At 64.8% G+C, this 25777-nt stretch carries 11 protein-coding genes and 10 pseudogenes; 7 read left to right on the top strand and 14 right to left on the bottom strand.

The features are described from left to right. A partial coding sequence (locus ACFWBT_RS27210) for an AAA family ATPase (RefSeq protein ID WP_385705083.1) occupies nt 1–2388 on the bottom strand: 2388 nt, incomplete at its 3' end. Between the two features lie 185 nt (nt 2389–2573). On the opposite strand from ACFWBT_RS27210, the pseudogene ACFWBT_RS27205 reads away from it, so the two are divergent. Next, nucleotides 2574–2784 (top strand): annotated as a pseudogene (locus tag ACFWBT_RS27205) (IS5/IS1182 family transposase); the annotation flags it as partial. 347 nt (nt 2785–3131) lie between these two features. Here the strand turns inward: ACFWBT_RS27205 and ACFWBT_RS27200 are convergent. Then, nucleotides 3132–3772, bottom strand: a pseudogene (locus ACFWBT_RS27200) (ISAzo13 family transposase); the annotation flags it as partial. Nucleotides 3773–4339: 567 nt separating this feature from the next. On the opposite strand from ACFWBT_RS27200, the gene ACFWBT_RS27195 reads away from it, so the two are divergent. The 3 genes and pseudogenes from ACFWBT_RS27195 (at nt 4340) to ACFWBT_RS27185 (ending at nt 7416) form a co-directional block, all read left to right on the top strand. After that, nucleotides 4340–4672, top strand: a complete 333-nt coding sequence (locus ACFWBT_RS27195; RefSeq protein ID WP_385705081.1) for an Lsr2 family protein — start codon at nt 4340–4342, stop codon at nt 4670–4672. A 485-nt stretch (nt 4673–5157) separates the two neighbouring features. Continuing rightward, nucleotides 5158–5887, top strand: a pseudogene (locus tag ACFWBT_RS27190) (transposase family protein); the annotation flags it as partial. A gap of 401 nt (nt 5888–6288) precedes the next feature. Next, on the top strand, nt 6289–7416 hold the full coding sequence (locus ACFWBT_RS27185; protein WP_385705079.1) for a DUF3103 family protein: 1128 nt from the start codon (nt 6289–6291) through the stop codon (nt 7414–7416). A gap of 348 nt (nt 7417–7764) precedes the next feature. Here ACFWBT_RS27185 and ACFWBT_RS27180 read toward each other — a convergent pair whose 3' ends face one another. The 12 genes and pseudogenes from ACFWBT_RS27180 to ACFWBT_RS27125 all read right to left on the bottom strand — a co-directional run bounded on the left by ACFWBT_RS27180 (nt 7765) and on the right by ACFWBT_RS27125 (nt 23332). Continuing rightward, nucleotides 7765–8313 carry a hypothetical protein gene (locus ACFWBT_RS27180; protein WP_385705077.1) on the bottom strand — a complete coding sequence of 183 codons (549 nt, stop codon included), beginning with the start codon at nt 8311–8313 and terminating at the stop codon, nt 7765–7767. 2716 nt (nt 8314–11029) lie between these two features. Beyond that, nucleotides 11030–11659, bottom strand: coding sequence for a class I SAM-dependent DNA methyltransferase (locus ACFWBT_RS27175; RefSeq protein ID WP_385705075.1), 630 nt, complete (start codon nt 11657–11659; stop codon nt 11030–11032). Nucleotides 11660–12505: 846 nt separating this feature from the next. After that, nucleotides 12506–12622 (bottom strand): annotated as a pseudogene (locus ACFWBT_RS27170) (hypothetical protein); the annotation flags it as partial. Nucleotides 12623–12679: 57 nt separating this feature from the next. Beyond that, nucleotides 12680–13213 (bottom strand): annotated as a pseudogene (locus ACFWBT_RS27165) (Tn3 family transposase); the annotation flags it as partial. Nucleotides 13214–13529: 316 nt separating this feature from the next. Further along, the gene (locus ACFWBT_RS27160) at nt 13530–13727 is read right to left on the bottom strand and encodes a hypothetical protein (RefSeq protein ID WP_385705073.1); all 198 of its coding nucleotides are present in this window, start codon (nt 13725–13727) and stop codon (nt 13530–13532) included. A gap of 333 nt (nt 13728–14060) precedes the next feature. After that, on the bottom strand, nt 14061–14489 hold the full coding sequence (locus tag ACFWBT_RS27155; protein ID WP_385705085.1) for a transglycosylase SLT domain-containing protein: 429 nt from the start codon (nt 14487–14489) through the stop codon (nt 14061–14063). A gap of 1005 nt (nt 14490–15494) precedes the next feature. After that, nucleotides 15495–15923 (bottom strand): annotated as a pseudogene (locus ACFWBT_RS27150) (IS5 family transposase); the annotation flags it as partial. A gap of 17 nt (nt 15924–15940) precedes the next feature. Next, nucleotides 15941–17016: pseudogene (locus ACFWBT_RS27145) on the bottom strand (IS110 family transposase). 230 nt (nt 17017–17246) lie between these two features. After that, nucleotides 17247–17737, bottom strand: a pseudogene (locus tag ACFWBT_RS27140) (IS5 family transposase); the annotation flags it as partial. Nucleotides 17738–17850: 113 nt separating this feature from the next. Further along, the gene (locus ACFWBT_RS27135) at nt 17851–18795 is read right to left on the bottom strand and encodes an FKBP-type peptidyl-prolyl cis-trans isomerase (protein WP_385705071.1); all 945 of its coding nucleotides are present in this window, start codon (nt 18793–18795) and stop codon (nt 17851–17853) included. A 1407-nt stretch (nt 18796–20202) separates the two neighbouring features. Then, entirely contained in the window at nt 20203–21000 is a 798-nt protein-coding gene (locus ACFWBT_RS27130) for an SGNH/GDSL hydrolase family protein (RefSeq protein WP_385705069.1), read from the bottom strand. A gap of 1147 nt (nt 21001–22147) precedes the next feature. Further along, nucleotides 22148–23332 (bottom strand): annotated as a pseudogene (locus ACFWBT_RS27125) (IS701 family transposase). A 103-nt stretch (nt 23333–23435) separates the two neighbouring features. Between ACFWBT_RS27125 and ACFWBT_RS27120 the strand changes: the two are divergent. From ACFWBT_RS27120 to ACFWBT_RS27110, 3 genes and pseudogenes are all read left to right on the top strand, one after another. Then, on the top strand, nt 23436–24350 hold the full coding sequence (locus ACFWBT_RS27120; protein ID WP_385705067.1) for a transposase family protein: 915 nt from the start codon (nt 23436–23438) through the stop codon (nt 24348–24350). Nucleotides 24351–24463: 113 nt separating this feature from the next. Then, nucleotides 24464–24803: pseudogene (locus tag ACFWBT_RS27115) on the top strand (IS5 family transposase); the annotation flags it as partial. A 555-nt stretch (nt 24804–25358) separates the two neighbouring features. Next, the coding region (locus ACFWBT_RS27110) for a 2-oxoacid:acceptor oxidoreductase family protein (protein ID WP_385705065.1) at nt 25359–25777 on the top strand (419 nt) is incomplete at its 3' end.

Raw genomic sequence — 25777 nt, 5'->3', positions numbered from 1 at the left:
AGAAACTCCTTCCTGTCCGGCGGCGCGCCATGAATAATAATCAGACATCGCTGCTTCCGCTGCGAGAAGATCTGCCCCCAACTTCGCCAATTCGTCCGCGCATGCGAGGAGCTCGTTGGGATGTCGGGTGGCCAGCGCTGCGGCGAAACGTGCCCGAGCCGGTGTGAGCGCGCCGTCACTTTGAGCGGCCAGCTCCGAAAGCCTGGCAGCGACGTCGTGGGCGCCTTCCAAACGGGCGATGTCGAGAAGCAGTAGGGCTTCGCTGGCCACGTGTCCTGTGGCGGAGGCCTTCTTGGCTGCACTGAGCAGTGTGGCCCGGGCGTCGGCGAGACGACCGTGAGCTGCCTGCATCCATGCTTCCCCCAGACGCTGCTCGCCTTCCGACATGACTGCAGGTGTCACGGGTGGGCATGCTCTTTGTTCTGCAAGCGCCTGCTGCCCGGTCTCAAGGTCTCCAAGGACGGCTGCGCAAGCGGCAACGCCACTCAACGCCAGCCGCAAGATTTTTGCACAGTTGATCGAGCGGGCTTGAACAGCCCCTTCGGTGAACCACCGGAGTGCGGTTTTCGGATGCCCTGCTATCCATTCACTCCGGCCGGTACAGACCGTCTGCAGCAGCCGAACGGCCATTTCGGTGCCAGAAGCTGTGACCTGGGCGATGATGTCTTCGCCAAGATCCTTGGCATCACGAAGGCTTCCGTATTCCGTCAGTCCCAGTGTTTTGGCAAACAATTGCACGACTGGAGGGGCCACCAGGGCGTGTTCGTCCACCTGCACATGTTGCTCGTAGGCTCGTTGGGACCACAGCTGTGCCTCACCGCTGCGACCAGTCAGGGCGAGAGCTACTGACTGGGCGAGCGCGCCACGCAACCAGGCGCTGATATCTGGAGCTGTGCTGACATCCGTCTCGAGGTCGCCGAGCAGGGGCAGCGCAACCGCTGGCTCGCCGGCCAAAACTCGAAGGTGACCTTCGTTGATGCGCAGCACATGGCGAGCTGCAAGGTCATCCGTCGCATTTTTGGCGGCGTCGTTAATCTCCAGCGCTTTGGAGAGAGGGGCATCACTCAACACCAGAACGGATGTGTGCGCCAGCGTGACAGACACTTTCTCTCTTATGTCCCGCGCGCGGGTGCCAGCATCCATCAGTATCGGTTCCAGCCCGCTCCACTGCCCCATCTGGTAATGTGCATTCCCCAAGACGAGGCGGGTAGTGACTGAATGGTGAATGTCCGGGAGAGCGCCCAGAAGCTCAACAATACGCGGATAGTCGCGGGCGTGATGTGCCAAATTTGCAGCTTGTAGCAAAAGCTCTGGGTCGGCGGTTCCCGTTGCGGCCAGCTGCCAGGTCGCGATGCGCAAGATGTCCTCACGCCGACGGGCACCGTGCTCTGTGGTGCGCTCCACCTGTCCCAGTAGCAGGGTGCGCCTACGCCAGCTAGGAGTGCCGTCCCGGAGGACTTCCCCGTACAACGGGTGGGACAACGACACGGAAGAACGGCGCTGGTCCTGAGGTGAACGGATCAGGCCTCTATTCTGCATATCCGCCAGTGTTGCTGGTGTGGCAACGGAATGTGCATCCGCTGTGGAAATCGGCTCACAAAGAGCAAGAAGTTCCAGTAGGTTCCTGGCCTCCGGCACCACAGTATGCAGGCGAGCTGTGATCACCTCGATCAATTGCGTGGTCCGGGCCAGCCGGTTCTCAGTGAGTTTCCATACCCGGCCGTCATTTAGCAGCGTGCCGGCAGCCAGAGCCCCCAGCACAAGCTCATGCAAATACAAAGCATTACCCTGTGATGTGCGCCACAAAGTATGGACCGTGCCGCCACTCACGGTGCTTCCCAAAACCAACTGAAGAAGCTGCTCCACCTGATTCCGGCCAAGCTCAACAAGATCAATCCTGCATACTTTTTCACTGCTCACTAGCATGCTGTTCGCGCGATTCAATGGCTCGCCCGTGCGTACGGTCCCGATAATGCGGATAAGGTCGGAATCCATTAGGTGCCGCAGCAGCATCACGGATGTTGCGTCGAGGAGTTGCAGGTCGTCGATGAGCACGGCCCACCGTGACTCTTGGACCCCCAAGGCACGGGCAACTGCTGTAAATCCATCAACCGGGTTGGACAGGTCAACATCCGCCGGAATAAGGTGAGCGATCGCCCCCAGCGGAATCAGCGCTGCCGCGGCACTGGCGGTAGCCCGGGCGCCCCGGTAGCCAGAACTGACCGCCAGTGCCAAACACTCCTCAGCGCAGCGGGACTTACCTACGCCTGCTGGGCCGGAGATGATGACACCTTGATTCCGGCGATCAAGGAGGGACCGCTTGTAGGCTGCCAGCTCCTCTTCGCGGCCGACAAGGGGCCACCGTGTTCCATGATCCCGTATCGTCACAGTAAACACATCCACTCGCAGGAGGTCACAGAATGTGAGGTGATGGGCAGCTCGGTCCTACCTATTGCCTGTACTGCATTATCACCGTTTCAGCCAACGTTTCTCATTCCGGCCGCGCCGTGCAGGGGGATCCGGCGGTTGCGGCTACTCGTTGCGCCCGACCGGCCCCGCTCCGTCGATGCCGCGGCGCCTCGAGCCGCAACTACGATTTCTTTGCAAACGTGCAGGTCATGGCCGACGCCGACAGCCGGCCTGGTCGTGGCCACCGCCCGGCCGGCCCCGGACAACCAAGCCGACGGCCCGGTGCGGCGCAACTCCGGTCTGCCGTACCAATGCCGGGGCGTTACCGTGCTCGGCAACGGCGCCTACATCAACACCGGCTTCGTCGTTCCGCACCCGCAAACTGTGGAAGAACTCGCGCAGCGGATCAATCCGATCGTCGCGGGCTGGATGGGTACTACGGCCGGTTCTACCGGTCGGCCCTGTATCCACTTCCGATGCGCATCAACGCCTACCTGGTGCGCTGGCTCCGCAACAAGTACAGACGGTTTCGCGCGATGAGGAAGGCCATCGTGGCAGCTAAGCGCCGCCCGGGGATGTTCGCGCGCAGTGGAGGTGGGTCAGTTCCCCCTCCTTGGCCTGGTGATCAGGATTTGATCAGGACGACAAGAGCCGTATGACGAGAGAACGTCACGTACGGATCTGTCGGAGCCAGAGGGTGCGAATCCCTCCGGCTACCCGACCTTCGAAGTCCCGGGCGTTAGGTGGCAAACGGTGATCTCCAGGTTCGTCTCTGCTGCGAGGGCGGCGAGTTCACTTTTCCAGGCCCGGGTGCGGTAGCCGTTGGAGCCGCCCGCGTCCGCGGTGATCAGCAGACGGGTGGCGTGCGGGTGGTCGTGCCGGCCGCGGGCCTTCCACCAGCGACGGATCGAGGCGACAGCGAACTCGGCGGTGTCGTGGTCGGTGCCGATGCTGACCCAGCCGGTGTTCGCCGCGAGGTCGTAAATGCCATACGGGATCGCCTTGCCTGGACTCTGCCGGTCCAGGAAGTCATGCGTCTTGACCAGTACCGGTTCGCCCGACGGCTGCCCCTCATGCCCGGCGTTCTTGTAGTGGCCGACCAACTCCTTCTTCTTGGTGTCCACGCTGATCACCGGGTTTCCGGCACCGATTTGGTCTTTCGCCTGGTCGTTGATGTAGCGGAACTGGGCATCGCGGTCCGGATGCTGTGCGCCCTCGATGGTCTTCGCGTTGGCCTGCAAGCTGAAGCCCCCTCCCGCAGCAGGTCCCCGACCGTGTCCGCACTCACCCGTGCCCCTTGGCGGGTGAGTTCGGCGGCGAGCTTCCTCGTCGACCTGGTCGTCCAGCGCAGCGGCGATATCGGGCTGGTTGTGTACCGGAGCAACGAGTGTCTGCGCCCGAGACAGAGAACGACGGCAAACGGCAGCGTCAGCGAATGAGCAGCATGCGCAGCACCGCACGCCTCTCATTCACCCCGGTACGGGCGGGATCTGCCTTCGGCGGGAGATGCCGGCCCGGTGATCAAGCGCAGCAATGCCCACAGGCGCAACCGTGTGCGCAGAGCGGATCCCCGGCCGGACTTTCGCAGTGGAACCGGATCCGTATCCCGGAGCTCCCGAAGGAATAGAAATTCAGACATATGCCTCCAATCATCAAATGCTGTGTGCCGGGCAGAATCTGCGCAGCCTGCACTGACGGTCCGTCCGCTCGGCCACCGCCAGGGAAGGCGGCTCCGCGAGGACTCGCACCTCGCCTCGTTCTCAGGGAAGTCCGGTGTCCGTGTGAGCGTGGTCCAGAGTCTGTCTTGCTCTATTTCAGCTATGCGGGCACTCCTCGAGGAGGCGGCATGGAAACGCGCTGTTTGTTCCTCTCGAGCGTGCCGCTGAGGGCTCGAGGTGGACAGCCCAGGGAAACTAGGTAACATCCGTCTATGGCTCAGAAGATTGTGACTGTTTACACGGATGACCTCACGGGCGCGGAATCCGAAGAGGTGCAAACGCACACCTTTTCCCTGGACGGGGTCAATTACGAGATCGACCTCGTGTCAGACAACTATGACAAGCTGTTCGAAGCGCTTGCTCCCTTCATTGGCAAGGGACGCAAGCTCGGCCGGACAAGAGGTGCAAGTCGGCCGCGCACGGCGTCGACCGACGGTCCCAGCGCTGAGGAACTTCGGGCGTGGGCCCGGGAGAATGGTCATCAGGTCAATGACCGCGGCCGTGTCCCCGCCAGTATCCGAGAGGCCTACCAGAAGGCCCGTTGACCTAGGGAGCGTGTCGGCCCGTGATCTGGTGGGATGCCCGGTCCCGGGAGATCGGGGATATCGGCTGGGCAACCGAGGAGGGACGGCCCGCAGCTGGCGCGGTCATCGGGGGATGTAGCAGGGCGTGGCTGGCGGTCCATGCCGTGACAGGCCTCGGGGTCTCCCTCTGCTCAGACCTGATGGGTGTCGGCAGGCGTTGTCTTTGAAGGCTTGAGGCACAGGGTGCCGCACCTGTCGGACGCTGTCCGGCGGCCTCACCGGACGGGGCAGCTTGCAAGCTGGTGTCCCTTCTGGGATGCGGAGTCCACGGTGACGGGACCCTTTGCTCGGTGCGGCCGCAGTGGGTCGGCACGGCAGTGCCGTACTTCAGTGAGCTTCTTCGAGTTGGCCACCGATCAGGTGACGGCCCACGAAGCGCAACGACCAAGGCCCCCGGGCTGTTGATCGAGATGTCTGACGTCTCAACCACCGGGTTGGGGGCCTCGTTGGTCATCTATCCTGCCGCACTCGACCTGCCCCATGCGCTCGTGGAGTGGGGTCACCATGCTCGTCTTCACCCGTGAGGGTGACCGGCGCTGCAAGCTTCGCCCGTCTCAGCGCGCGATGGTGGCACTGGTGTAGCTGCGCGAACACACCACCCTGGCGAAGATCGCTGCCGGGTTCGGGATCAGCGAGTCCACCGCCCACGCCTACACCAGCGCAGTCATCCACCTGCTCGCCGAACGTGCGCCGGGTCTGCTGAAGGTCCTGCGCGAGGCCGATGTGGACTTCGTCCTGCTGGACGGCACGCTCGCCGAGTGCGACCGGGTCGGCGACAGACGGGCCGACTACTCCCACAAGCACCGCCAGCACGGGGTGAACGTGCAGGTGGTCACCGATCCGGGCGGCCAGTTGCTGTGGCTCTCACCCGCGTTGCCGGGCCGGGCTCACGACCTGACCGCCGCCCGCACTCACCGGATCATCCGCATCTGCGAGCGCCAGGGCGTCCCCATCCTGGCTGATCTCGCCTACCAGGGCGGAGGCTTCTGGGTGAGTACCGGCATCAAAGGCAGGCCCCTGCAGGAACTCACCCTCACCGAGAAGACCGTCAACCAGGCCCTGGCCGCGGCACGGACACCGGTCGAACGCGGCGTCGCGCGCCTGAAGGCCTGGCAGATCTTCCGCAGATCCCGATGCAGTCCAAACCGCATGACGTCAATCGCCAAAGCCGTCCTTGCGCAGGGGAGTAGCCGTGGCTTGCCTCGGACGAACTGTGCTCGCTTGTCGCGCTGTTACTGCCCGAGTCACACCGAATCTGGTGGAGGTGTAGGGGCAGGGGCATCCAGGGGAGTACCTGCCGCAGGAACTGGGGCTTCGAATTGAGGGTGACGTGCTGAAAGCATCTGGTCGGATGGAACGAAGCCGGTTTCCAGGAGGAGCTGAGCGAGGTGATGCCGAGGATGGTGGGGGCCGTCAGCAACCTGGACGGGCTAGTGCATGCGCCCAAGTGAGTAGTTGCAGATGAGTAGTTGTCCTCCTGGTACACGTTCCGTGGACATGTCATCTTTGCGTGGGGCGGCTGGAACGGCCGATCTTTGTGCCGCCCATGGACAACGATCCCTGGAGCAGTGATTCACATGAGACATCACCTTCGTCGCCGTACTGCAGGCATCTTCATCACACTGTCCCTTCTCGTCCTCACCGCCGCACCGACCGCTGCGGCCCTCCCAGCCACCGGGACGACGCCCTCTCGGCAGCCCGAGTCCGCAGTTGCCGCGGCTCAGGAGCGGGCTGCGCGCTCCCTGGCTCGCTCGCTTTCCGATTCCGCCTGGCGTACGCGGGTGCAGCGGGCAGCGCAGAAGTCTGCGGAGGTGCCTGTTGCGGCCATGGCCCGGCATGCCGATGGCACCTTGCGGTCCGACCTCGCTTCGGCCAATCGGCGCATTGCCGCCGCTAAGGGGCTCGATGGCAGCGTGGGGCCACTCCTGCGGTTACGCCTTGGAGTTGGTTCCATGCGGGAGGCGTTAACTACAGGTGTGGTGCCCTGGGTGGCGGCGGCCACTGCCGACGACAGCAGTACCGTTACCGCCTACGACAGTCACGGACGAGCGCACAAGCTCGATGCCCGAACGCCGCCTAAGCATCCGGTGTACGTCGTCGACATCGACGGTGAGGAGGCTGTGGCTGCCGGCCTCAGGGTCTTGAGGAGCGAACTCGGCCGACTGGGACTGGCTTCGCCCACCGTGGCCGCATCGTCCCCCGGCTCCCAGGACCCTGGCTTTTGGGCTACGCGCCTGACCGAAGTCCGACTGTCCGACGACAAGGAAACTTGGATCAAGGGCGACGCGGAGATCTACACCCTTGTCACGGGGTTCGGCCATGACGGAAAAGCAAAGGTCGACCCGGTCGACATGCCGTACCTGGACAACGAGGGGACGATCTACAGCCCCCAGCAGATCCTCGTCAACTGGGCAAACTACAAGTACAACCTCGCCGACGCCGTCATGATGGAGGACGACGGGGGTACCAACTACCGCGACCTGGCCAAGGCCATCGCCGGTGTGCTGCTCACGATCACCGACCAGGGCATGTACGTCCCTTTGGCCAACGCAGTCCTGGACGCCTTCCCGGACTACTGGCTGACGGACGGTCCAGACTACGTGGACTCCTGGTATAGCCTTGCCCGACACGAAACGGGCACCCGAAACGGCGCCCGCGGTAACGGGCTGATGACCCTGGAACCGTACTTTGTGCAGCAGTTCTAGGCGGGTTTGCGAACGGACTACACAACGCTCGGCAATGCAGGCGCGGTTGCCCGGTCCACCCGGTGCTGGGCGTCCGTGAGCGGTATCCAGTGCTGGGTCGATTCCAGCGCTGCACGGTCCGATCCGCCTGCAAACTCACCTCCGGTGAAATGCAGTTAGCGGACCCGCCGGGCGCGCACCTCCTCTTGTCCCGCGGACAGTCGAGGCGGGGCGCATATATCGCACTACCGTACGAGCGGTATTCGTGGATGCGGATCGGGTTCGCCCTCTGCGGGAAACCGTGGCGCAGGCGAGGACGAAGCCTTTGGACCGGGACCGGTTCGGCCTGCCGGTCGGCCGGAGAAGCGCCTACAAGTCGGTGTCCCTCCGGTGGGCCCTTGCCCACTGCTCCTCGAATGTGCTCCGGTTGATCTCCTGATCCACCAGTGCCGGGTCGAAGAGATCCGCGACCGGCGGGTTGAACGGCCAGTCGTCGGGGCCGCTACGCAGGGCAGTGTCGTCCTCGGCCAGCTCCACCTGGCGAACCCGGCGTCCGTCCGACCCTACTTCCATCAGGTAGACGACCGATTCGTCGTGCTCCTCGGCCCCTTGACGCTGCAGATACACGACTTCCCTGTCCGCGAGCGAACCGAAACCCTCGCACCCATGCTGTGCATCCCGCTCGGCGCGCAGGCCGTCCAGTCCCGGAGGCATACGAGGAGCGTCAATGTCGACTTCCTCCAGCCCCATGTCCTTGAACCGCGCCACAGTCTTTGGGTCCGTCACCACCTCGACCCAGGCGAACGTCTCGCGGACCTCCCGCGCAGACCGCGCACGGACCCACCACCATGAGCCCCCCATGCCGTAGTCGTGCAGGGCGAGGAAGGAGTACTTGTCCGTGGCGTCATTTCTGGTCATGAAGGATGAGCCTAGTGAGGCGTCACCAGATGGGCTATGCGCATGAGCCGCCTCTTGCGGTCGCGTACGCGGCGTGACTTTTGAATTTCCGTGCGCGGGAGGGTGTCCGCGGCTCTGCGCGGCGGCTCGCCGTTGCCGAACGCGTCGACACCTGTGCAGCACCTGCCGCGTACGGGGGCAGGACGGGCATACAGCCGGGGCACGATCAGCGAAAGGCCGCGCCCTCGCACGTCGGTCTGTCTCTCTCAACGACGGCACGCAGGTGAGGCAGTCAGCCAGGACGGGGAGGACAGCCCTCTGTGCGAGTGGGGGCGTCCCTCCCGGCAGGGCGTCATGCATCGCTCGGCGAGCCCTTATCGCCCAATCCCGGGAAAGCGAGAGCCCTGAACGGGGATGTCGGGGCTCCGGCCACGCCCGTACAGTGGTGGTGCCCCGGATGGAATCCAGGACAGAGGGAAGGCTTGCCCAGCGATTCTTGCAGCGATAGGCGCAGCAACGGGTGCAATGGAAGTGGCGAGGCGGTGCCGCGGTAGTCTTCCCAGTGAGGATGCGTTGATTTCATGCAATGTTTTTGTGGATGCGGCCGTCATATCCGGCTGAGGAGATGGTCTACAAATAGGTTCGGATCGGTGTTTTCTCAGGCGGTTGCGATGGCCGTCGGAGCAGTGGAAAGAGTTCCGGGATTTTCTGCAGATGATGATCTTCGAGGGCTGGCCGAAAGCGGTCCTATCCTACTCGCACATCTGACGGCATACGTGCACGGACAAGACCGGGAGGAACGGCGTGCCCGCGAGCTTCAATCCTGGTACCGGCGCTGGAGCAGTCGCCACAGGGATGTTCTGAAAGTTGCCGGAGGATGGTCTGGAAATCCAACACGGGCAACGCGACTGGTACTTACGGGGGCCCGTGAGTTCGGTACGATAATTGAGGTTCGCGATACCGGTATGAGTGTCAATGAAAATCCGAGAGTAAAGATTCGACTGCAGGTTCGTCTGCCCGAAGCTGAGCCATTTGAGGTAGCCGGAAAGGTCACTGTATCGCGCCTTTGCGTGCCACGTGAAGGTGCGCTAGTGGAGGTTGCCTATGATCCGGTCCAACCGCAAAGTTTCACTTTTCGCCTCGACGAAGACAACTCTCGGTAGAATTATGAGTACCGATGGCAGCACGGTTTGGACGAGTTGCGGGAGAGCCCGCAGGGCAGGACAGTGCAACGAACTTGAAGGGGCGAGACGTGCGCAAATGCCTGTGACGCCTGGTCTTGAGCCGGATTACGGTTTCTTTGGGTCCGTCACCACCTCGACCCAGGCAAATGCTTCGTGGCGCCTGGGGAGGCGCCGGCCGAGTTGGCGAGCCCCTTCCACCGACGGAGCCGGTCCGGAGACAGCGGCCCGCAGTGCCAAACGCCCCTAATCCGAGCCTTCCTTCGGCCGCCTGTGCAGTGGCGCCCCTACCCTTTCTCACTTCCTCGACACGGAAGTTCTCCTGGACGACATCCAACCTCAGGCGCGTTGCCCAGGCCGGGCCAGGAGCCGAGGGAACCGGCAGGAGCGTACTCGCCCTCGTCGCGGACGGTGGGACTGGGACCATCACTGGCACTGAAATCCGACCGGGGCACCACCGAGCACCCGCCGGTCACGACACTGGAAGCAACCTGCCCACTGGCGGTACCGATGAGACCGCTTCCCGCCACCTGCCAGAAGCCATCGCTGGTCTTGTCTCGACCGCGGCACGACCTGAAGCGGCCCCTCGGCCAGGTCGGCATCCCCCGCTGTCACGCGCCAACCTGTCGGGCGCCAGATGAGTAGCGGTCACTCAGGCGCCGCCGTCAGCTGAGTGATCGAATAGAGCGTGAGAGGCCGCCTCCTGCTGGGGGAGCGCTTCACCGTATTTCTTCCGTACCAAAGCGGCATCATATTGAGGCTGATCGACCTTGATAGACCTCTGCATCGGTACGTGCCCGGGGCGAGCAAGGTGCCAGCTCCGGCCTGGCGAGCTGAGGCCCCGGCCCTTCTCCGGCTCGCCTTCCCCAAGCGGGGCCGCGTGTGAGCGGCAGCGGCCCCTTGTGCGCCCGCCCGTGGGGACGAGGCGGAGGCGCACACGAAGCGGCCCGGCGGCGGCGATGGACACCCCCCTCCTCCCACCGCCGGGCCGGTCTGTGCCGATCGCAGCAGGCAGGGACGTACCGGCATGGCCCAGCCCGGGATCCGAACAACCGGCCCACCACAACTGATCGCCAACTGCGGCAGATCCTCTGCCTGTTGCCGCCCGGCACATTGCAAAGCCGTGGCCTCATCGGCCGACGGGGGCTGTCCAGCATCAGGGCCCTGCAGGCAGCAGCCGCCCTCGGTCGACTGGAGCTGGGCTCCCGGGGCCCAGCAGGTCTGCCATGCGCAGCACCGACGTCGCGTGCAGGCAGTTCTACTTCGCGTCCATCTACACACGCTCTCGGCCCGACTCGGCCCGAAGGCAACGGAGTCCCACTGAAACTCGGTCGTGCGGACACCGCAGGTGAAGAAGGACCGCTTCCGTTGATCTGTGAGAGCAGGCCGAGTCCGAGGTGCAGTCTCCGGACTGCCGCGGACGAGTACTCCCCGGTACTGCGGAGCCATCGGAGAGCGCCACGAAAGCGCCGTCCCTGTGCGCAAGGAGCTCATCGGCCTACTTTGACTACGGAAAGTGATGATCGACGCGGTGGTGGCCCGATGATCACGGTGTTTCACATTTTGCGGGCCAGCAGATACGCCCGCTCTGTGTCGGCCTCGCCCGGATACGGCTCGCGCATCAGCGTTGCCTGCACGGTGAACCCAGCGCCAATGAGGCCTGCGGCAACCTCGTCGGGCCGCAGAGCGAAGAAGTCTAGTGTTACAGGCCGGTTGAACCAGGAGTCCCGACGTCGGACCTCCTCACCTGCATGGAAAGCGGCGAGGACGAGACCTCCAGGCCGCAACACCCGGGCGAACTCCGCATAGACCCGCGATCGCTCCTCGGCCCGCAGATGGATCAGCGAGTAGAACGCCACCACACCGGCGAGCTCTTCGTTGCCCACGGGAAGATCCAGCATTGAACCGACCCGCACGTCAAGTCCTGGCCGACGTGCCTGCGCCACCTTGACCATGCCCGGCGACACGTCCACGCCCAAGACCGGAACTCCGAGATCGTCCAGGAAACATGCGACTTGGGCGGGCCCGCATCCTACGTCGGCAACGGGACCATCCTTCGGAATCTGTTCGGAGAAAGCCGTCAACATGGAACGGTCCAACGGCTTGGTAGCCAGATCCGCAGTGAAGCCCTGCGCATACGCGTCCGCGACTGCGTCATAAGAGTCCCGGATCGAGGTGCTGTCCATCCGGCCAGTATCCGCCACTCAGGGCGCCCTGTGAACCGTTCCGGGTTCTCGATCGTTTGAGAGGATCGAGTTGTGGACCGAAACTTCGTCGCCCCCGCCCCGAACTGTTGCTGGGTCGCCGACTTCACCCACGTCACCACGTTTGCCGGCGTCGTCTACGTCGCCTTCGTCGTGGACACCTCTCCCGCCGCATCGTCGGCTGGTCAGCAGCCACATCGAAGGAGACACGGCTCGTCCTGGATGCCCTCGAGATGGCACTGTGGCAGCGCGACCGAGGCCAATACCCTTACCAGAAAGGCGAGTGCTTATCACTCCGATACCGGCAGTACACATCGTTCGCGCTCGCCGAGCACCTCGACCGGACAGGCATCGACGCGTCGGTCGGATCGGTCGGCGACGCCTACGATAATGCCCTCATGGAGTCCACGATCGGCCTGTTCAAGACCGAGTTGGCCAAGCCCCGTAGGCCCTGGAAGACGCCTTCCCAGGTCGAACTCGCCACCGCCGAATGAGTCGACTGATACTGCCACCGTCGGCTCCACGGTGAAATAGGGCCCATCCCACCTGCCGAATACGAGACAAGTACTACCGCGAAACCACGAAACCCCAGGTCACAGTCACGACCTAGAGTCCCTATCAAACCCGGAACGTTCACTGACCTGCTGGAACTGGATTAACAGCGGCTAACAGAATGAGCCCCGCGGGCTGACCTGCAGAGATCCCGGCTCGCCGTCGGCAATGAACCGCGTCAGGGATCCCTCCAGCAGTTCCAGAAACTGCCGTAGGTCGTCGGCTACCTTGTCGAGCTCTGGTTCGTCCAGTGATGCCGTCCGCGTTCGATGAACCCGACCCATCAGGGCCCGCGACGTAGGACAGACGGCCCGCTGTTGGGTAGGCGTCCCGTCCGGCGCCGTTCCACCAGCGGTGGATCGACTCAACAGCGAACGCGGCGGTGTCGTGGTCGATGGCGGTGCGCGGGTCAGTGGAGAAGCTAGTCGATGTGCTGGTAGCGCACCTGGGGGTTTCAGGGCAGTGGAAGGTGAGGTCCTGGAAGTTGCGGATCCGGGGCAGAAGACCGATCCCCAGCAGATGGGCGAGTCCGAAGACAGGGAACGACTGGCCTTGCGTATCGGCGTGGACCTGCTCGGGCCGGGCCGCCGACTGGTTCTGGAGGAGGGAGCCGATCAGGCAGACGGCTTCCCACACTCCGCAGGGAACGAATCTTGAGAAGAGCGCGACGTAGGTGTCGGCGACCAGATGATGGGCGATGCCACCGTATCCGCTGTACCGGATCGAGGTCTCGGCCAGGAGGTTGTCGACGGCGGCGTCCATCATCGTGCCGTCCACCGCGGCCGCCGACCCGTCGCCCCACGCCCGGACCAGGTCCAGGTCGAGGTGGGCGTCGACGACTTCGGCACTGGCCCAGGCCAGGTTCCTGGCGCTGCAGCGGCGTTTGGCGATCGCGGCCAGCTCGTGCGCGGCCACCGTGCGGATGTGCCGGGCGGGCCTGGGTTGCCCCGAATCCGGAGCCGTAGGCGAGCGCGGTGACCACATACCGGGCCAGCGGGTTCCTCAGCTTCGGATCCGAACCGGACAACGGACCAAGGCGGTGCCACCAGCCGGTCCAGTGCGCCGCCCGGGCGAGGTGCTCCAGGATGCCCCGGGGCCGGCAGCCGCCGGTCCAGCTCCGCCTCCAGCGCCTCTGCGGAGGCCTGCGCTTGCTGCCCTTGCGCAGCGAGGGCAGGGCACCCCGGTCAGCGGGTCGATCGTCAGGTCCGCGTTGTCCGGATACCCGGCATCCACCTCCTGCGCGATCCGCGTGAACTGCTGCCGCAAGTCCTCCACGAAGCCGCCGGCCGTGCCGGGGATATCAGCCTGCTCGCGCAGAACTCGGGGATCTGCGGCTCCACCTGCTCCCAGGGCAGAATCTCCTCGTCCAGTCGCCGAAGTCCTCCGCGCCGACCACCGCGATGTCCCCGCAACGCAGCTCCTCGACCAGGTAGGGGAAGACCACGGCCTCGAAGTGCCGGCGCATCAGCATCCCCGGCTGGTCCTTCGCGTACACCATCGCGCGCCAATGTCCGGATGCGAACGACAAGTCCAGGCCCCGCAGCCGCGCACAATCTCCGGCGTCGGCCGGCGGCACGGGGGCCAGGACCGTGTCGGGATCAGCTCCCGGGTCGGGTGCCGGTGGGCGACGGCGTGCTCCAGGGCCTCCAGCACACGCGGTTCCGTGAGGTGGGCACGAAGGCGAGGATACGGGCGAGCTCTTCCCTGACTGCTGAAACTGGCAGCGCAGACCGTCTCCTATTTGCAGGACCGTGCTGGTATGAACGGCTGACCGCCTCAGCGCATGGGTCAGCCGTTCCGACGCCGCGTGGCGGCCGTACCGCGACTGCTTTCAGTAGGCTGAGTAGACATTGTCAATCGAACCATAGCGCTTGGCTGCGTAGTTGCACGCGGCGGTGATGTTCGCGACCGGGTCGTAGATGTCCCAGGACGTCCCACTGACGTGATACAGCCTGAAGGTCGGTTCGATAACCTGCATCAGTCCCTTGGACGGAGTTCCTGCCTGAGCGTTCGAGTCCCAGAGGTTGATGGCGCGCGGGTTCCCGCTCGACTCACGCATAACATTACGGTAGATCCCGTCATAGCTTCCGGGTATCCCTCTTGACTGCATGACTTCGAGCGCAGCCCTGATCCACGTGTCTACACTGCCTGACTGGGCGTAGGCAGGACTGGATGCCAATGTCGGTGCTGCGGCTGAAAAGCTTAGAGCGACCAGGAACGCGGTAATTGCACTCACGCTCACGGCACGGACAGATGAGATCCGGCGAGTATGGAAATGAGACGTCACAGTCGATCACCTCGGTTTCGTGGAGAATCAACGAGACGAGCCAACTCGACAGGGCGTGAGATGAATTGAGTAGTTGGTGCTCCCACTGAGGGGCTGTGCGTAGCGTCACATGAAGATTGGAGAGTGAGGTTAGGTCGTGGTTAGGCTCCCTGAAGAACGATGGATACGAGTGCCTCACCTGCCGTCGCGCTCATGCTGGTCGCGGGCGGTGATCGATTCCTCTCGGCCGGGTCCAAAGTGACCCAGTAGGGTCGGACGCGCACAAGTCCAAGCAGTGAGTACCACGCCCAAAACGGACGCCCCTGGCACCCCGCTCGCAGTCTCGCTGCCCGGTGGCAACCGCAACAACGTCACACAGTTACTGCTCCTGCCGGACAGGGTTCCCGCCAGCGTCGGCCCCGCAGGCGCCCCGACGCGCTTCTCGTAGGCCGCAGTTACGACCAAGACAGGTACGACCGACTACCGCGGCAGCACGGCGTGCACCCATTCTCTGCGGAACGAGGCGAGGCACACGGCTTATGGCCAGCGTCTGCGCTGGCACGACGCGACGACATCTACGAGTCAATCTCGGCCGTGCACCCGGCGGATCACCCACCGAAAACGTCCAACGCCATGTCAGGATCTCTCCAACAGGGCGGTCCATTGTGCGCGACACAACAGGAGTCGCGGCGCCCGTGTCCGAGCAGACTCCGGCGCGGGTGGACGGGCAGAGGAGAGGCCGGGACAGTCTTGGGACGTCTACCCGGACGGGCGGAAACTGGATCCTTTCTGTGTGCACGTCAGCCCCGTCAACTTCGTACGGATCATCCGAACCGCAGGGTTGAAAAAGCCTAAGACGGTTTCCTACGTGGTGAGTTGAGGCTTGGATCAGCCGCTTCAACGGCACGGGTGCTTTGTGCTGGGCACCGAGTTCCCCGCCTGAGCAGCGGCCGTGCTGAAGGAGTTAGTTAGGCGCTGTTTCTCGGATCATATGCGGAGTCAGATGATGAGGGCTGCGAGGGTGATGGTGCCGAGGTAGGTGTAGGCCCGTTTCTCATAGCGTGTGGCGACGCCGCGGAACCCCTTCAAGTGGTTGATGGCACGCTCGACGGTATTGCGTTTCTTGTAGCGTTCGCGGTCGAACCGGGTGGGTCGTCCGCCTCGGGAACCGCGGTTGCGGCGGTGTCTGCGCTGGTCGAGCCGTTCGGGGATGGTGTGCGATATGCCGCGTCGTCGCAGGTAGCGGCGGTTTTCGCGGGACGTGTAGGCCTTGTCGGCCAGGACGTGGTCGGGTCGGCTGCGAGGCCGGCCGACTCCGATGCGGGGCACGGACACCTGCTTCAGGACGGGCTCGAGTTGAGGGCCGTCACCGTAGTGTCCGGGTGTCAGGAGGAGAGCGAGCGGCCGGCATTTTCCGTCGGCTGCGAGGACGCTCCTATAGATCGTCAAGGTGTGGGGCAGAGTTGTTCGGTGGTGAGTTGCGGGCGGGGTAGCAGGCGGTAGATCTCGCGGGCGACGAAGCGCTTCAGGCACCGGATGATCTCCTTCTTGGAGAGGCCGTCGGCGGTGCGTCGGGCGACGTACTTCTGAGTGCGCAGGTCGTACTTCATGCGGACCAGAACGATGGTGTGCAGGGCTCTGTTGGCCTGCGGTCGCCGCCGCGGTTGAGCCGGTGACGGTGAGTGCGGCCGGATGACGCAGGGATGGGTGAGGCTCCGCAAAGGTGGGCGAAGGACGCCTCGGAACGGAGACGTTCGGGGTTGTCACCAGCGGTTTCCAGGAGCTGACCTGCAGTCTCGGGGCCCACGCCGGGCAGCGCGACGAGCTTGGGGGCCGTTTTGGTGACCAGCGGGCCGATCTCGGCTTCGGCCTCCCTGATCTCCTTGTCCAGGGCCTGATAACGGCGGGCCAGCCGCCTCAGGGTGACTTTGGTCGTGTAAGCGGGATCTTCGAGGTTGCCGGTGGGGCGGGAGCGGGCAAGGGCGCCAATCAAGTCTTTGGTGGACAAGCCGCGGAATCTGTCGCGGACCTCGCTGGGGGCGCTGATCATCAGAGCGCGGATCTGGTTGATGGCCTGGGTACGGGCCTTGACTGCGGAGTTGCGAGCCACACGCAGGACCCGGATGCTTTCCACGACGCCGTCGCGGGTCTTCGGGGTTCCGTCGGCACGGCCTGACAGAACAGCAGTGGCGGCCGCGTAGGCGTCGACGGGGTCGGACTTGCCGTTGGCACGGCGGGCCTTGCGGTCGGGACGGTCGACCTCGATGACCGTGAGTCCGTTGCCGCGCAAGAAACGGGCGAGCTCGGCACCGTAGGAACCGGTCCCCTCCATCCCGACAGCGATGATCTCGCCGTGGGAGGCGAACCATTCCAGCAGTCGCCAGTAGCCGTCCGGGGTCGTCTCGAATGATTCGGTGGCCAGCTGGCGGCCCACAGTGTCGATGACAGCGGCCTGGTGAAAGTCGGTGTGGGTGTCGATCCCGCCGACCACAGATATCTCAGTTGCCTCGTTGGCTGTCACGCTGGTGGTGATGTCCTTTCGAACCGCGCTCTTGAAAGGGGACAGCACGGGCCGGCCGGGCAGACGGACAACACAGTGATGGGACCCCTGGTCAGGCTCCTATGAGGTCACGAAAGTCCAGCTGGCCGCACGCATGATCGCCTCGGACCGACGCATCCTCGCCAGGACAACTCAACAGCGTCGGTGGATTTTTGGGTCAGGCCCGAAGCGATCACTCAGCCGTCATCACTGTGGATTTTGGTGGTGAAGCCGCCGCGGGAGCGTCCCAGACACTCGCCGATCTGACCACCCCCTCCAGCCGGACGACCAGTTTCCTCAATACCGGATCGACCTGGTTCGTCCGCGGATGGACCCCCTTTTGACGAACCGCGGCGGGCGGTGCCTTCCTTGCGCCGGCCGCATGCTGATGGGCCCTCACCGCGGTGGAGTCGACGGACACGTCCCAGTCGACCCGGCCCGCAGCGTCCTCGGCAGCCTGCACCTTCGACAGCAGCATCTGCCAGGTGCCGTCCGCCGACCAGCGTCGATGACGTTTGTAGACCGTCTCCCACGGCCCGAACCGCTCCGGCAGATCCCGCCACTGGACTCCCGTACGCACCCGGTACAGCACCCCGTTGATCACCCGGCGATGATCGCTCCACCGACCCCCACGTGCACCGCCGCGAGGCAAGAACGACTCCAGCCGATCCCACTCCGCGTTCGTCAGGTCGCCACGTCCCATGCAGCCAGCCTGCCCCCAACACCCCACTCACGGAAGGAGATCCGAGAAACAGCGCCTAACTGAGACAGGTCCAGCATTTGAAGGAAGCCAATCCGGTTTCGGGCAGTGTCCGGCTACAAGGCGCCGAGGATGTCGACGATGAAAGCCATAGGCGCGTTTTTGGGGATGGCGCTGTCCTGCGGCGGCTGCGTCCCGTAAGCGAGAGCCGACGGCATGGTCAGCAGGACGCGGTCGCCAACGCGTTTGCCCGCCAGGCCTTGCTCCCAACCTTTGACGATCATGCCTGCCCCGAGCGGAACGGTTATGGGCTTGCCCTTGCGCCACGAGGAGTCGACGGTCTTGCCATCGGGGAACGTGACCGCCGTGTAATGGACGACCAGTGTCTGACCGGTCGCTACCTTCTGTCCTTTACCCGCGATCAGGACGTCGGCTTCGAGCTTCTTTGGCGCAGGTGTGCGGGGAGTGACGGCGATGGATGGGCCTTTGCCGTCGCGGGCGTCCCTGACCGTGGGCTGGCCGGGGCGAGGCGCCTTCTGCTCATCCGCAATCCGGGACTTCGGATCGATGCGGGCTGACTGGAGGATGTCTACGACCACCAGCAGTGTGTCTGTCGACTTCACTCCCGACGGCGGGCCGCCACTTCCGCCGAACGCGTCAGCGCTCGGCGCAACCAGGAGCACCCGGCTGCCCACCCTCTTGCCTGGAAGCCCCTTGACCAGCGCTGGCGTACGGGCCGATGCGTCGATCGGCACGACCTGCGCTCCGGCGGCTCCCTGGTCGTAGCTGCTCACGGAAGGATGGCCGTTTCCCCAGACCGTCGATGTGATCTGCAGCTTGACGTAGTCTCCCTTGCGTAGCTCGGGTCCGTGTCCCTCGATGATCGTCTTCGCCTCGAACGCCTTAGCTGCACTGCCCTTCGAGACGGAGATGGACGGCTTCGCCCCCCATGTGCCAGTGACCGTCGGCGTGCCCACCAGAGCGTCACCATCACCGCTGCACGCGGATGCTGACAGCACCACGGCAGATATCAACAGGCCAGCGGACAGTCGGTGGTACATGAGAGATCTCCTCGATCGTGCAAGGGGGCGGCGCTGGGAGCAAGGGCAGATTCCAGGCCCGGGGTCCGTCTGCTTGCCAGCAACGGCCATGCCGCCTCCGCCTGAACAGGCCGGCCAACCCGTGCCCCATCGGTCACCGCCTCGGCCGCAAGGGCAACGAGTTGTGCGTGGCGGAAGGGGCGCGGACGCGGGTGCGTGACCGGTGACACATCCCACCAAGCCGTCTCATGATCTTTTGCACGGCTTGCTCCCTGTTCGGTGAGAGATGGCGCCAAGAGGGGCGACATCCTAGGGGGAGATGCTTCATCTACTTGGAGAGCGTCACATCGGTAACTGGTGCTTAGCCTCGGAGGCTGCCGGTACTCACAGGGGCCGATATGGTGAGCCGACGCCGGTCGGTGCTATGGCGGCGGCAGGCTATGTGAGGAACGTTTACGGGCGCCGGCTCGGTGTCTCCACTGGACCTGGGGCCGGACGGTGTGGGGCCGGGGGAGGGGCGGATCCTCACGGGTGGGTGCCCGACTGCATGCCGTGCCGGGTGCGCAGCAGCTTGGTGCCTTGCTCACGGACAGGTTGCCGAGCAGACGCCATGTTGGTGGCTGTGGCTTATGCGCAGCAAGTCGGTCTGCGTCACGGGTGCCGACCTGGCAGCTGCAAGCGATCCCAGTACTTCCGCCCCTCGGTCCGCTGCGGTCTCTATACGCCGGATCGGATGTTCGATACCCGCCTCGGAGACGACAGCAATCTGTTTCACGGTGGAGTCCGATGCGCGGCATGGATCTCCCTCTGGTCGAAAAGCCTGGCTAGTTCGTTCCGTAAGCAAGCGACAAAGGCCGATGGAGGAGCCCGACTGCTCCAGAGGTGTTGGCCGGTGTTGCGGGCAGGGGAAGGCGTGGAAGCACTGTGGAGTAATCCCTGCCCATGTGAGGAGGGGCAGAGACGCGATCATCGGGCGGGTTGGGGTTGTGGCCGATGCGCAGATGACGGGTGGTGGGGCCGAGATGCGCTGACAACCGGTTACGAGGTCCCATCCGGGGTGTCGGCCTTCTGCTGCGTTCATTCGACGCGGTCGACATGCCCAGCCTTCTCTCCGGGGCTAACTGGACGGGTCGTGCCTCGTGTTGGACGGACGGCCGGTCTCCGTCGAGTGATCGAGATGGTGCTGCCGGTCGACCCCGGTCAGACAACGCCACGAGCCCTGCATGGTGTCGACTGCGAGGCGGAGGATCACGTGCCGGTCGGCGGTGATGCGGTGGACGGGCAGGCAGGAGGGGCTGCGCGACGGCCGGGCGGGGTGGCCCGACCGACACATGTGAGGCTTCCACCCGGCGCCGTCGTCCTTATAGCGCTCGCACCACCGTACGGAGGAGGCTGATCGCGACGTGATGACATGGTGGTCGTGCCGTATCAACTGGTGCCCGCGATGCACGGCGTGAGGTCCGGGCGCTTGGCGATACGTCCGTCGCCGGAGGAACGTCCTTGCATGCGTCTGCCGATCCAGGGTCCCAGAAAGCCGGCTGCCCAGCGCAGTTCACCGATGCCGGCGCGCCATCCGGTTGCGGTGGGGAGCTGCGGGGTGGGCAGCGGCCGGGTCCAGGAGTCGTCGCTGCCCGGCAGGTGCAGAGCGTCCGCGAAGGCGTCGGCGATGCGCTGATGGCCGAGGGGGCTGGCGTGCAGGCGATCCGGACTCCACAGGCGGGAGTCTCCGGCCACGGCATGGCGGCCAGCCTCCACGACGGTCACCCCATGTCGCCGTGCGGCTTCGCGGATGAGGTTGTTGAGGGTGGTGACGCGGTGGCTGATGGGACGGGCCAGCGGAGTGATACGGGCGACGTCGGGGAAGGTGACAGTGGCCACGCATGCTCCCTGAGCGGTGAACGCAGCAAACATCGCCTCCAGGTGGCCAGCGACCGTGACTGCGTCGAAGCGGGGCCGCAGGAGGTCGTTTACTCCGGCCACCACCGTTGCCAGGTCTGGCCGTAGAGCAAGGGCCGGAGCGAGCTGTTCCGTGTGTACCTGGCCGGCTAGGCGGCCCCGGACGGCGAGGTTGGCGTACTGCAGGGCCGGGTTGTGTCGCGCGAGCTGCTCGGCAAGCCGGTCGGCCCAGCCACGCAGACCTGTTGTGTCGTCACCGTCGCCGACCCCTTCGGTCTGGCTGTCGCCGAGCGCCACGAACCGTGTGAAACGGATGGCTGTATTGGACATGAGTAAGACTCCGGTGGATGAATTGGGCGGGCGAGACGTGTGATCGGCGCCTGCGCGGCACGGCATGCCATCCCCGCCTGTTAGCTGCCGACATACACAATTGCGAGCCTGTGACATGTGTTCGAAACGCAGGCTGCGCACAGGTGGGGCGACCCGTGCCGTCCAGGGGTGTACTCGTCGTCGTTGCTTTCCTGAGTGCAGACTCTTGCGGATCCGCTCGCAGCGCACGAGCTCGGCTATGGCCTGTCCTGCGGTTCAGCCGTGCGCCAACCGTTCCCGGACTATATCGCTTAGTTGACTATTCGCAAAAGTGTCTATCTGCATCGGGAGGACGGTAGCAGGAGGTCGTCGAGCGCCACCTGCCGTGACCCCCTGAAACCACATCGGGGCAACGGGCTTGTCCGCGCAGCGTTTCCGCGACTGCAGAGTTCCCGCCGACTCCCTCGGGCGGTCGGCGCCGTGCTGGGGCTGTACCACTCTCGCTCGCGTGATCGGTTCAGGTGGGGAGGTGCACGTCCGTCAGGTCGTGGCTATGAGCGTGAGGCTGGCCGGCGGAGCACCATGCTGTTCCGCCCGGCATCATGCGCAGATCAGGCTTCCGACGGGGTTGCCAGGCTCGAGAGCAGGCGGCGGAACATCGCTTGGGTATCGGCCCGGACGTAGCTGTCTGAGCATCCCGTCGGGAAGGTTGAGGCCTCCAAGGGGCAGCCGCTTGCGGTCGTTTGCCGTCCCGGCATCCGGTCCGCGGGCTCGGATGGTCGTGGTGCCCGCCTCGTTTGGCGCACGGCTGCGGTGAGATCATTGCCTGATGGGCCGTGACAACCGTCCGTCCGTGCTCTGACCTTGAGGGAAGACCCCGCTCCGCGTCGTGTGCTCGCCTTCCAACGCCCCAGCTATTGAGAAGGCTTGAGGGAGAGCCGTCCTATGGCGAAGGTGCCCCGGTACCGGACTGTCGTGGTGAGCAGAGACCGACAGGCCGCATTAGTACTGCAACGGTGTTTGTTCTGAGTACTGGGCAGTTATTAGGGGCTGTGTCCGCGTCGTTTGTAGTGGCTGATTCGGGCTTGGTGTTGGCGTCGTCGGCGCCAGGTTGACCAGTGCAGGATGTGGTCGACTGGTGTGGGACGGCGGTCGGTGAGTCGGGTGATCAGGCGTCGGATCTCGGCGAGGCTGAGGTGGATGAGCTGAGAGGATCCGTTTCTGCTTTCTCCGTATCCAGCTCACGGGCCCGCAGGACAGTCAGGCAGGCATGGGCGGCCATGGCCAGGGTCATGTGGCGGTGCCAGCCGGGATATCGGCGGACCTGGTAGTCGTCCAGGCCGCACTCCTGCTTCGCGGTCTGGAAGCACTCCTCGACAGCCCACCGGCTGCCCGCGATGCGGATCAGCTCGTCCAATGTGGTGTCGGCCGGGCAGTAGGCGATGTAGTAGGAGATCTCCTCGGGCCGGCTGACGCTGCGGCGGGCGATGACCCAGTGCCGGCGGTCTTCGCGGTGCCAGGGCCGCACCTCGACGCGGGCCCAGTCATAGATCCGCCGGCCATGCGCCCCGTCACCGCACGAGCGACGCTTCCACTTCTACCGCGGCAGGCCGGGGAACAGGTCGTGGACGGGATGGTCGATGGCCCAGCGGGTGACGACGGTGTCGTGCCGGGTGGTGGCCATGACATGGAAGACATCGGCCTGTTCCAGCTCGAACCGCCAGCCCTTGCTGAAGCCGTAGGCGGCATCCGCCGTCACCCATCCGAACGGGATCTTGTCCCTGATCGCTCGTCGGACCATCGCCTTGGCCATGGCCACCTTCGTCTCGAAGGCGATCCTGTCGTCGATGCCTGCTCGTCGGCACCGTTCCCGGTCGTCTGTCCATGACGTGGGCAGATACAGGCGGCGGTCGATCAGCGTGCGTCCGCGGTCGGTGGCGTAGGCGAGGAACACGCCGATCTGGCAGTTCTCGGTGCGTCCGGCGGTCCCGGAGTACTGCCGTTGAACGCCGGCCGAGCGGATGCCCTTCTTGAGGAAACCGGTGTCATCGATGATCAGAACAGCGTCCCGGTCGCCGAGGTGTTCGACGACGTAGTCGCATACGTCCTGCAGGACCTCGTCGGCGTCCCACTCGATCCGGTTCAGTAGACGGTGAATGCGGTCGGGACCCGCGTGCCCGGCTTCTTCCGCGAGCGTCCAGCCGTTCTTCCGCTCCAGCGGAGCGATCAGCCCCCGCATATAGGCGAGTGCCGACTGACGCGGCTCCTCCCGGTTGAACCGGTGCACGAACTGCTCGTGCACCGCGCTCAGTTCCCCGGCCCACAACCTGACATCAGCAAGGTCCCCACCCATGACCAGACCAACGACTGAGCTGGCCAGCAGTCACGGCAAACACCGTTGCAGTATTACGAGTTGGTGCGTGATAGCGGTTGGGCATGCTCTGGTGGTGAGGGGCGTGGTCGATCGGGCGGTGTTGGCGCATCCGTTGTTCACGGGCATCTCGACGGGGCATCTGGCTTCTTTGGTTGAGGAGTTGGCCCGTCCGTGGACGGTTGCGGCGGAGGGCCGGCGGGTGCGTGTTCGGGGCGGAGTACGCAAACGTGCGCCCGGTGCGGGTGCCCGGTATCGGCTGGTGTTCGTGGACCGGCTGGTGGTCACACTGATCCATCTGCGGCATGACCTGCCGCATGCAGTCCTGGGTGTGCTGTTCGGCGTTGATCGCTCAACGGTCACCCGGGCGGTCGGTGAAGTCCGACGGTTGCTGGCGGAGCGGGGATTCGCTGTTCCCGATCGCCCTGGCCTGCGACTTCGCACGCTGGAGGACGTGTTCGCCTATGCTCAGGCCGAGGGTGTCGAGCTGCGGCTGGACGCTACCGAGGTCCAGGTCCGCCGGCCGGTCGCGGGCCGGGGCGGGCGTCGCGCATTCGTGTCGGGCAAGAAGAAGCAGAACACGATGAAGGCCACCGTCATCGCCGATCACCAGGGCCGCACGTTATGGACCGATGGCCTGCGGCCGGGGCGGATGCACGATGCGACCGCGGCTCGTGCGGCGGGTATCACCGGCTGCTTCCAGCACTTCGACCTGGTCGAAGTGCTCCTTGACGACGGCTACCTGGGCCTGAGCCATGACCATCCCGGCCAAGCCGTCACCCCGCCCAGAAAGCCACGGCCCGGAGCGCTGCCCGGCAGAGTCGAGCAGTGGGAACGCGAGCGTCACGGACACTCCTCCGACCGCATCACGGTCGAGCACGCACTGGCCGACCACAAACGCTGGAAGCAACTGATGCGCTGGACTCACCGCCGCGACCGCCTTCCCGACACCTACCGAGCCATCGCCGGCCTCGTCTCCGACCGCACCGTCATCACCTGAAAACAGGCGATGAACAGGCAAGACACGGCCCAACCGCTATCACGCACCAACTCGTTAGGCGCTGTTTCTCGGATCTCTTTCCGTGAGTGGGGTGTTGGGGGCAGGCTGATTGCATGGGAGGCGGGGACCTGTCGAACGCGGAGTGGGATCGGCTGGAGTCGTTCTTGCCTTGCGGTGGTGCGCGTGGGGGTCGGTGGAGCGATCATCGCCGGGTGATCAACGGGGTGCTGTACCGGGTGCGTACGGGAGTCCAGTGGCGGGATCTGCCGGAGCGGTTCGGGTCGTGGGAGACGGTCTACAAACGTCATCGCTGCTGGTCGGCGGACGGCGCCTGGCAGAGGCTTCTGTCGAGGGTGCAGGCCGCCGAGGACGCTGTGGGCCGGATCGACTGGAACGTGTCCGTCGACTCCACGGCGGTGCGGGCTCACCAGCACGCCGCCGGCGCAAGGAAGGCACCGCCTGCCGCGGTTCCTCAAAAGGGGGTCCGCCCACGGACGAACCAGGTCGATCCGGTGCTCCGGAAACTGGTCGTCCGGCTGGCTCGCCCCCAGCCGGGATCTCCGACACGCCCTCGCACACTGAAAGGCCACACGGGTGCAGGCCGTGCCCAGCCGGGCCGATGTCACCCGCTATGACGCCTGGATGACACACCGCCGTGGTCTTGTCTGCTCGCGGAGCCTGCTGCCCTGCCCGTCAACATACGGCCCGTGCTCTGCAGAAAATGAAGGAGATCCCCATCTCGGCCGAGAGGATTTCCGCTTGTGGGCATCGAATACTCATCCCTTGCCGACCCGGATGGGACACGCTGCTTGCAGAGGCGTTTGAGACCGAAAGCCTTCAGAGATCGAGCGGAAGATCTCCCGCATCCGTGAGGTTTTGCCTTTGGAGAATAATTTCGAGAGGGAAGAAAATGAACATCGGGTCGAAGCGGCGATTAAGCTCGCCGAGCAGATCGAGAACAACGATGTCGCCTGACTGCAGTCAGCGACAGATCGGAAAGGCCGCCACATGGCATCCCAGCACCAGGTAGAGGAGTTGCCTCGTCCGCAGAATGACGACCTTCTTCGCACACACGGTGGCGGTTCTCGTCCCTCCAAGCCCGTCCGCTGGCTCGACCGGGTCATCATCCGGTTCGCGGGGGACTCCGGTGACGGTATGCAGCTCACCGGCGACCGCTTCACCTCGGAAACGGCCTCCTTCGGCAACGACCTCTCGACTCTGCCGAACTTCCCTGCCGAAATCCGCGCGCCCGCAGGTACCCTGCCGGGCGTTTCGTCTTTCCAACTGCACTTCGCCGACCACGACATCCTGACGCCCGGTGACGCGCCCAACGTGCTCGTGGCCATGAACCCGGCGGCCCTGAAGGCGAATATCGCCGATGTGCCGCGCGGCGCGGAGATCATCGTCAACACGGACGAGTTCACCAA

Source organism: Streptomyces sp. NPDC060027 (genome assembly GCF_042737005.1).
In the GTDB taxonomy this organism is placed as follows: domain Bacteria; phylum Actinomycetota; class Actinomycetes; order Streptomycetales; family Streptomycetaceae; genus Streptomyces.
The sequence above is the reverse complement of the archived record's forward strand: the minus strand, read 5'-3'. Positions and strand labels throughout refer to the sequence as shown.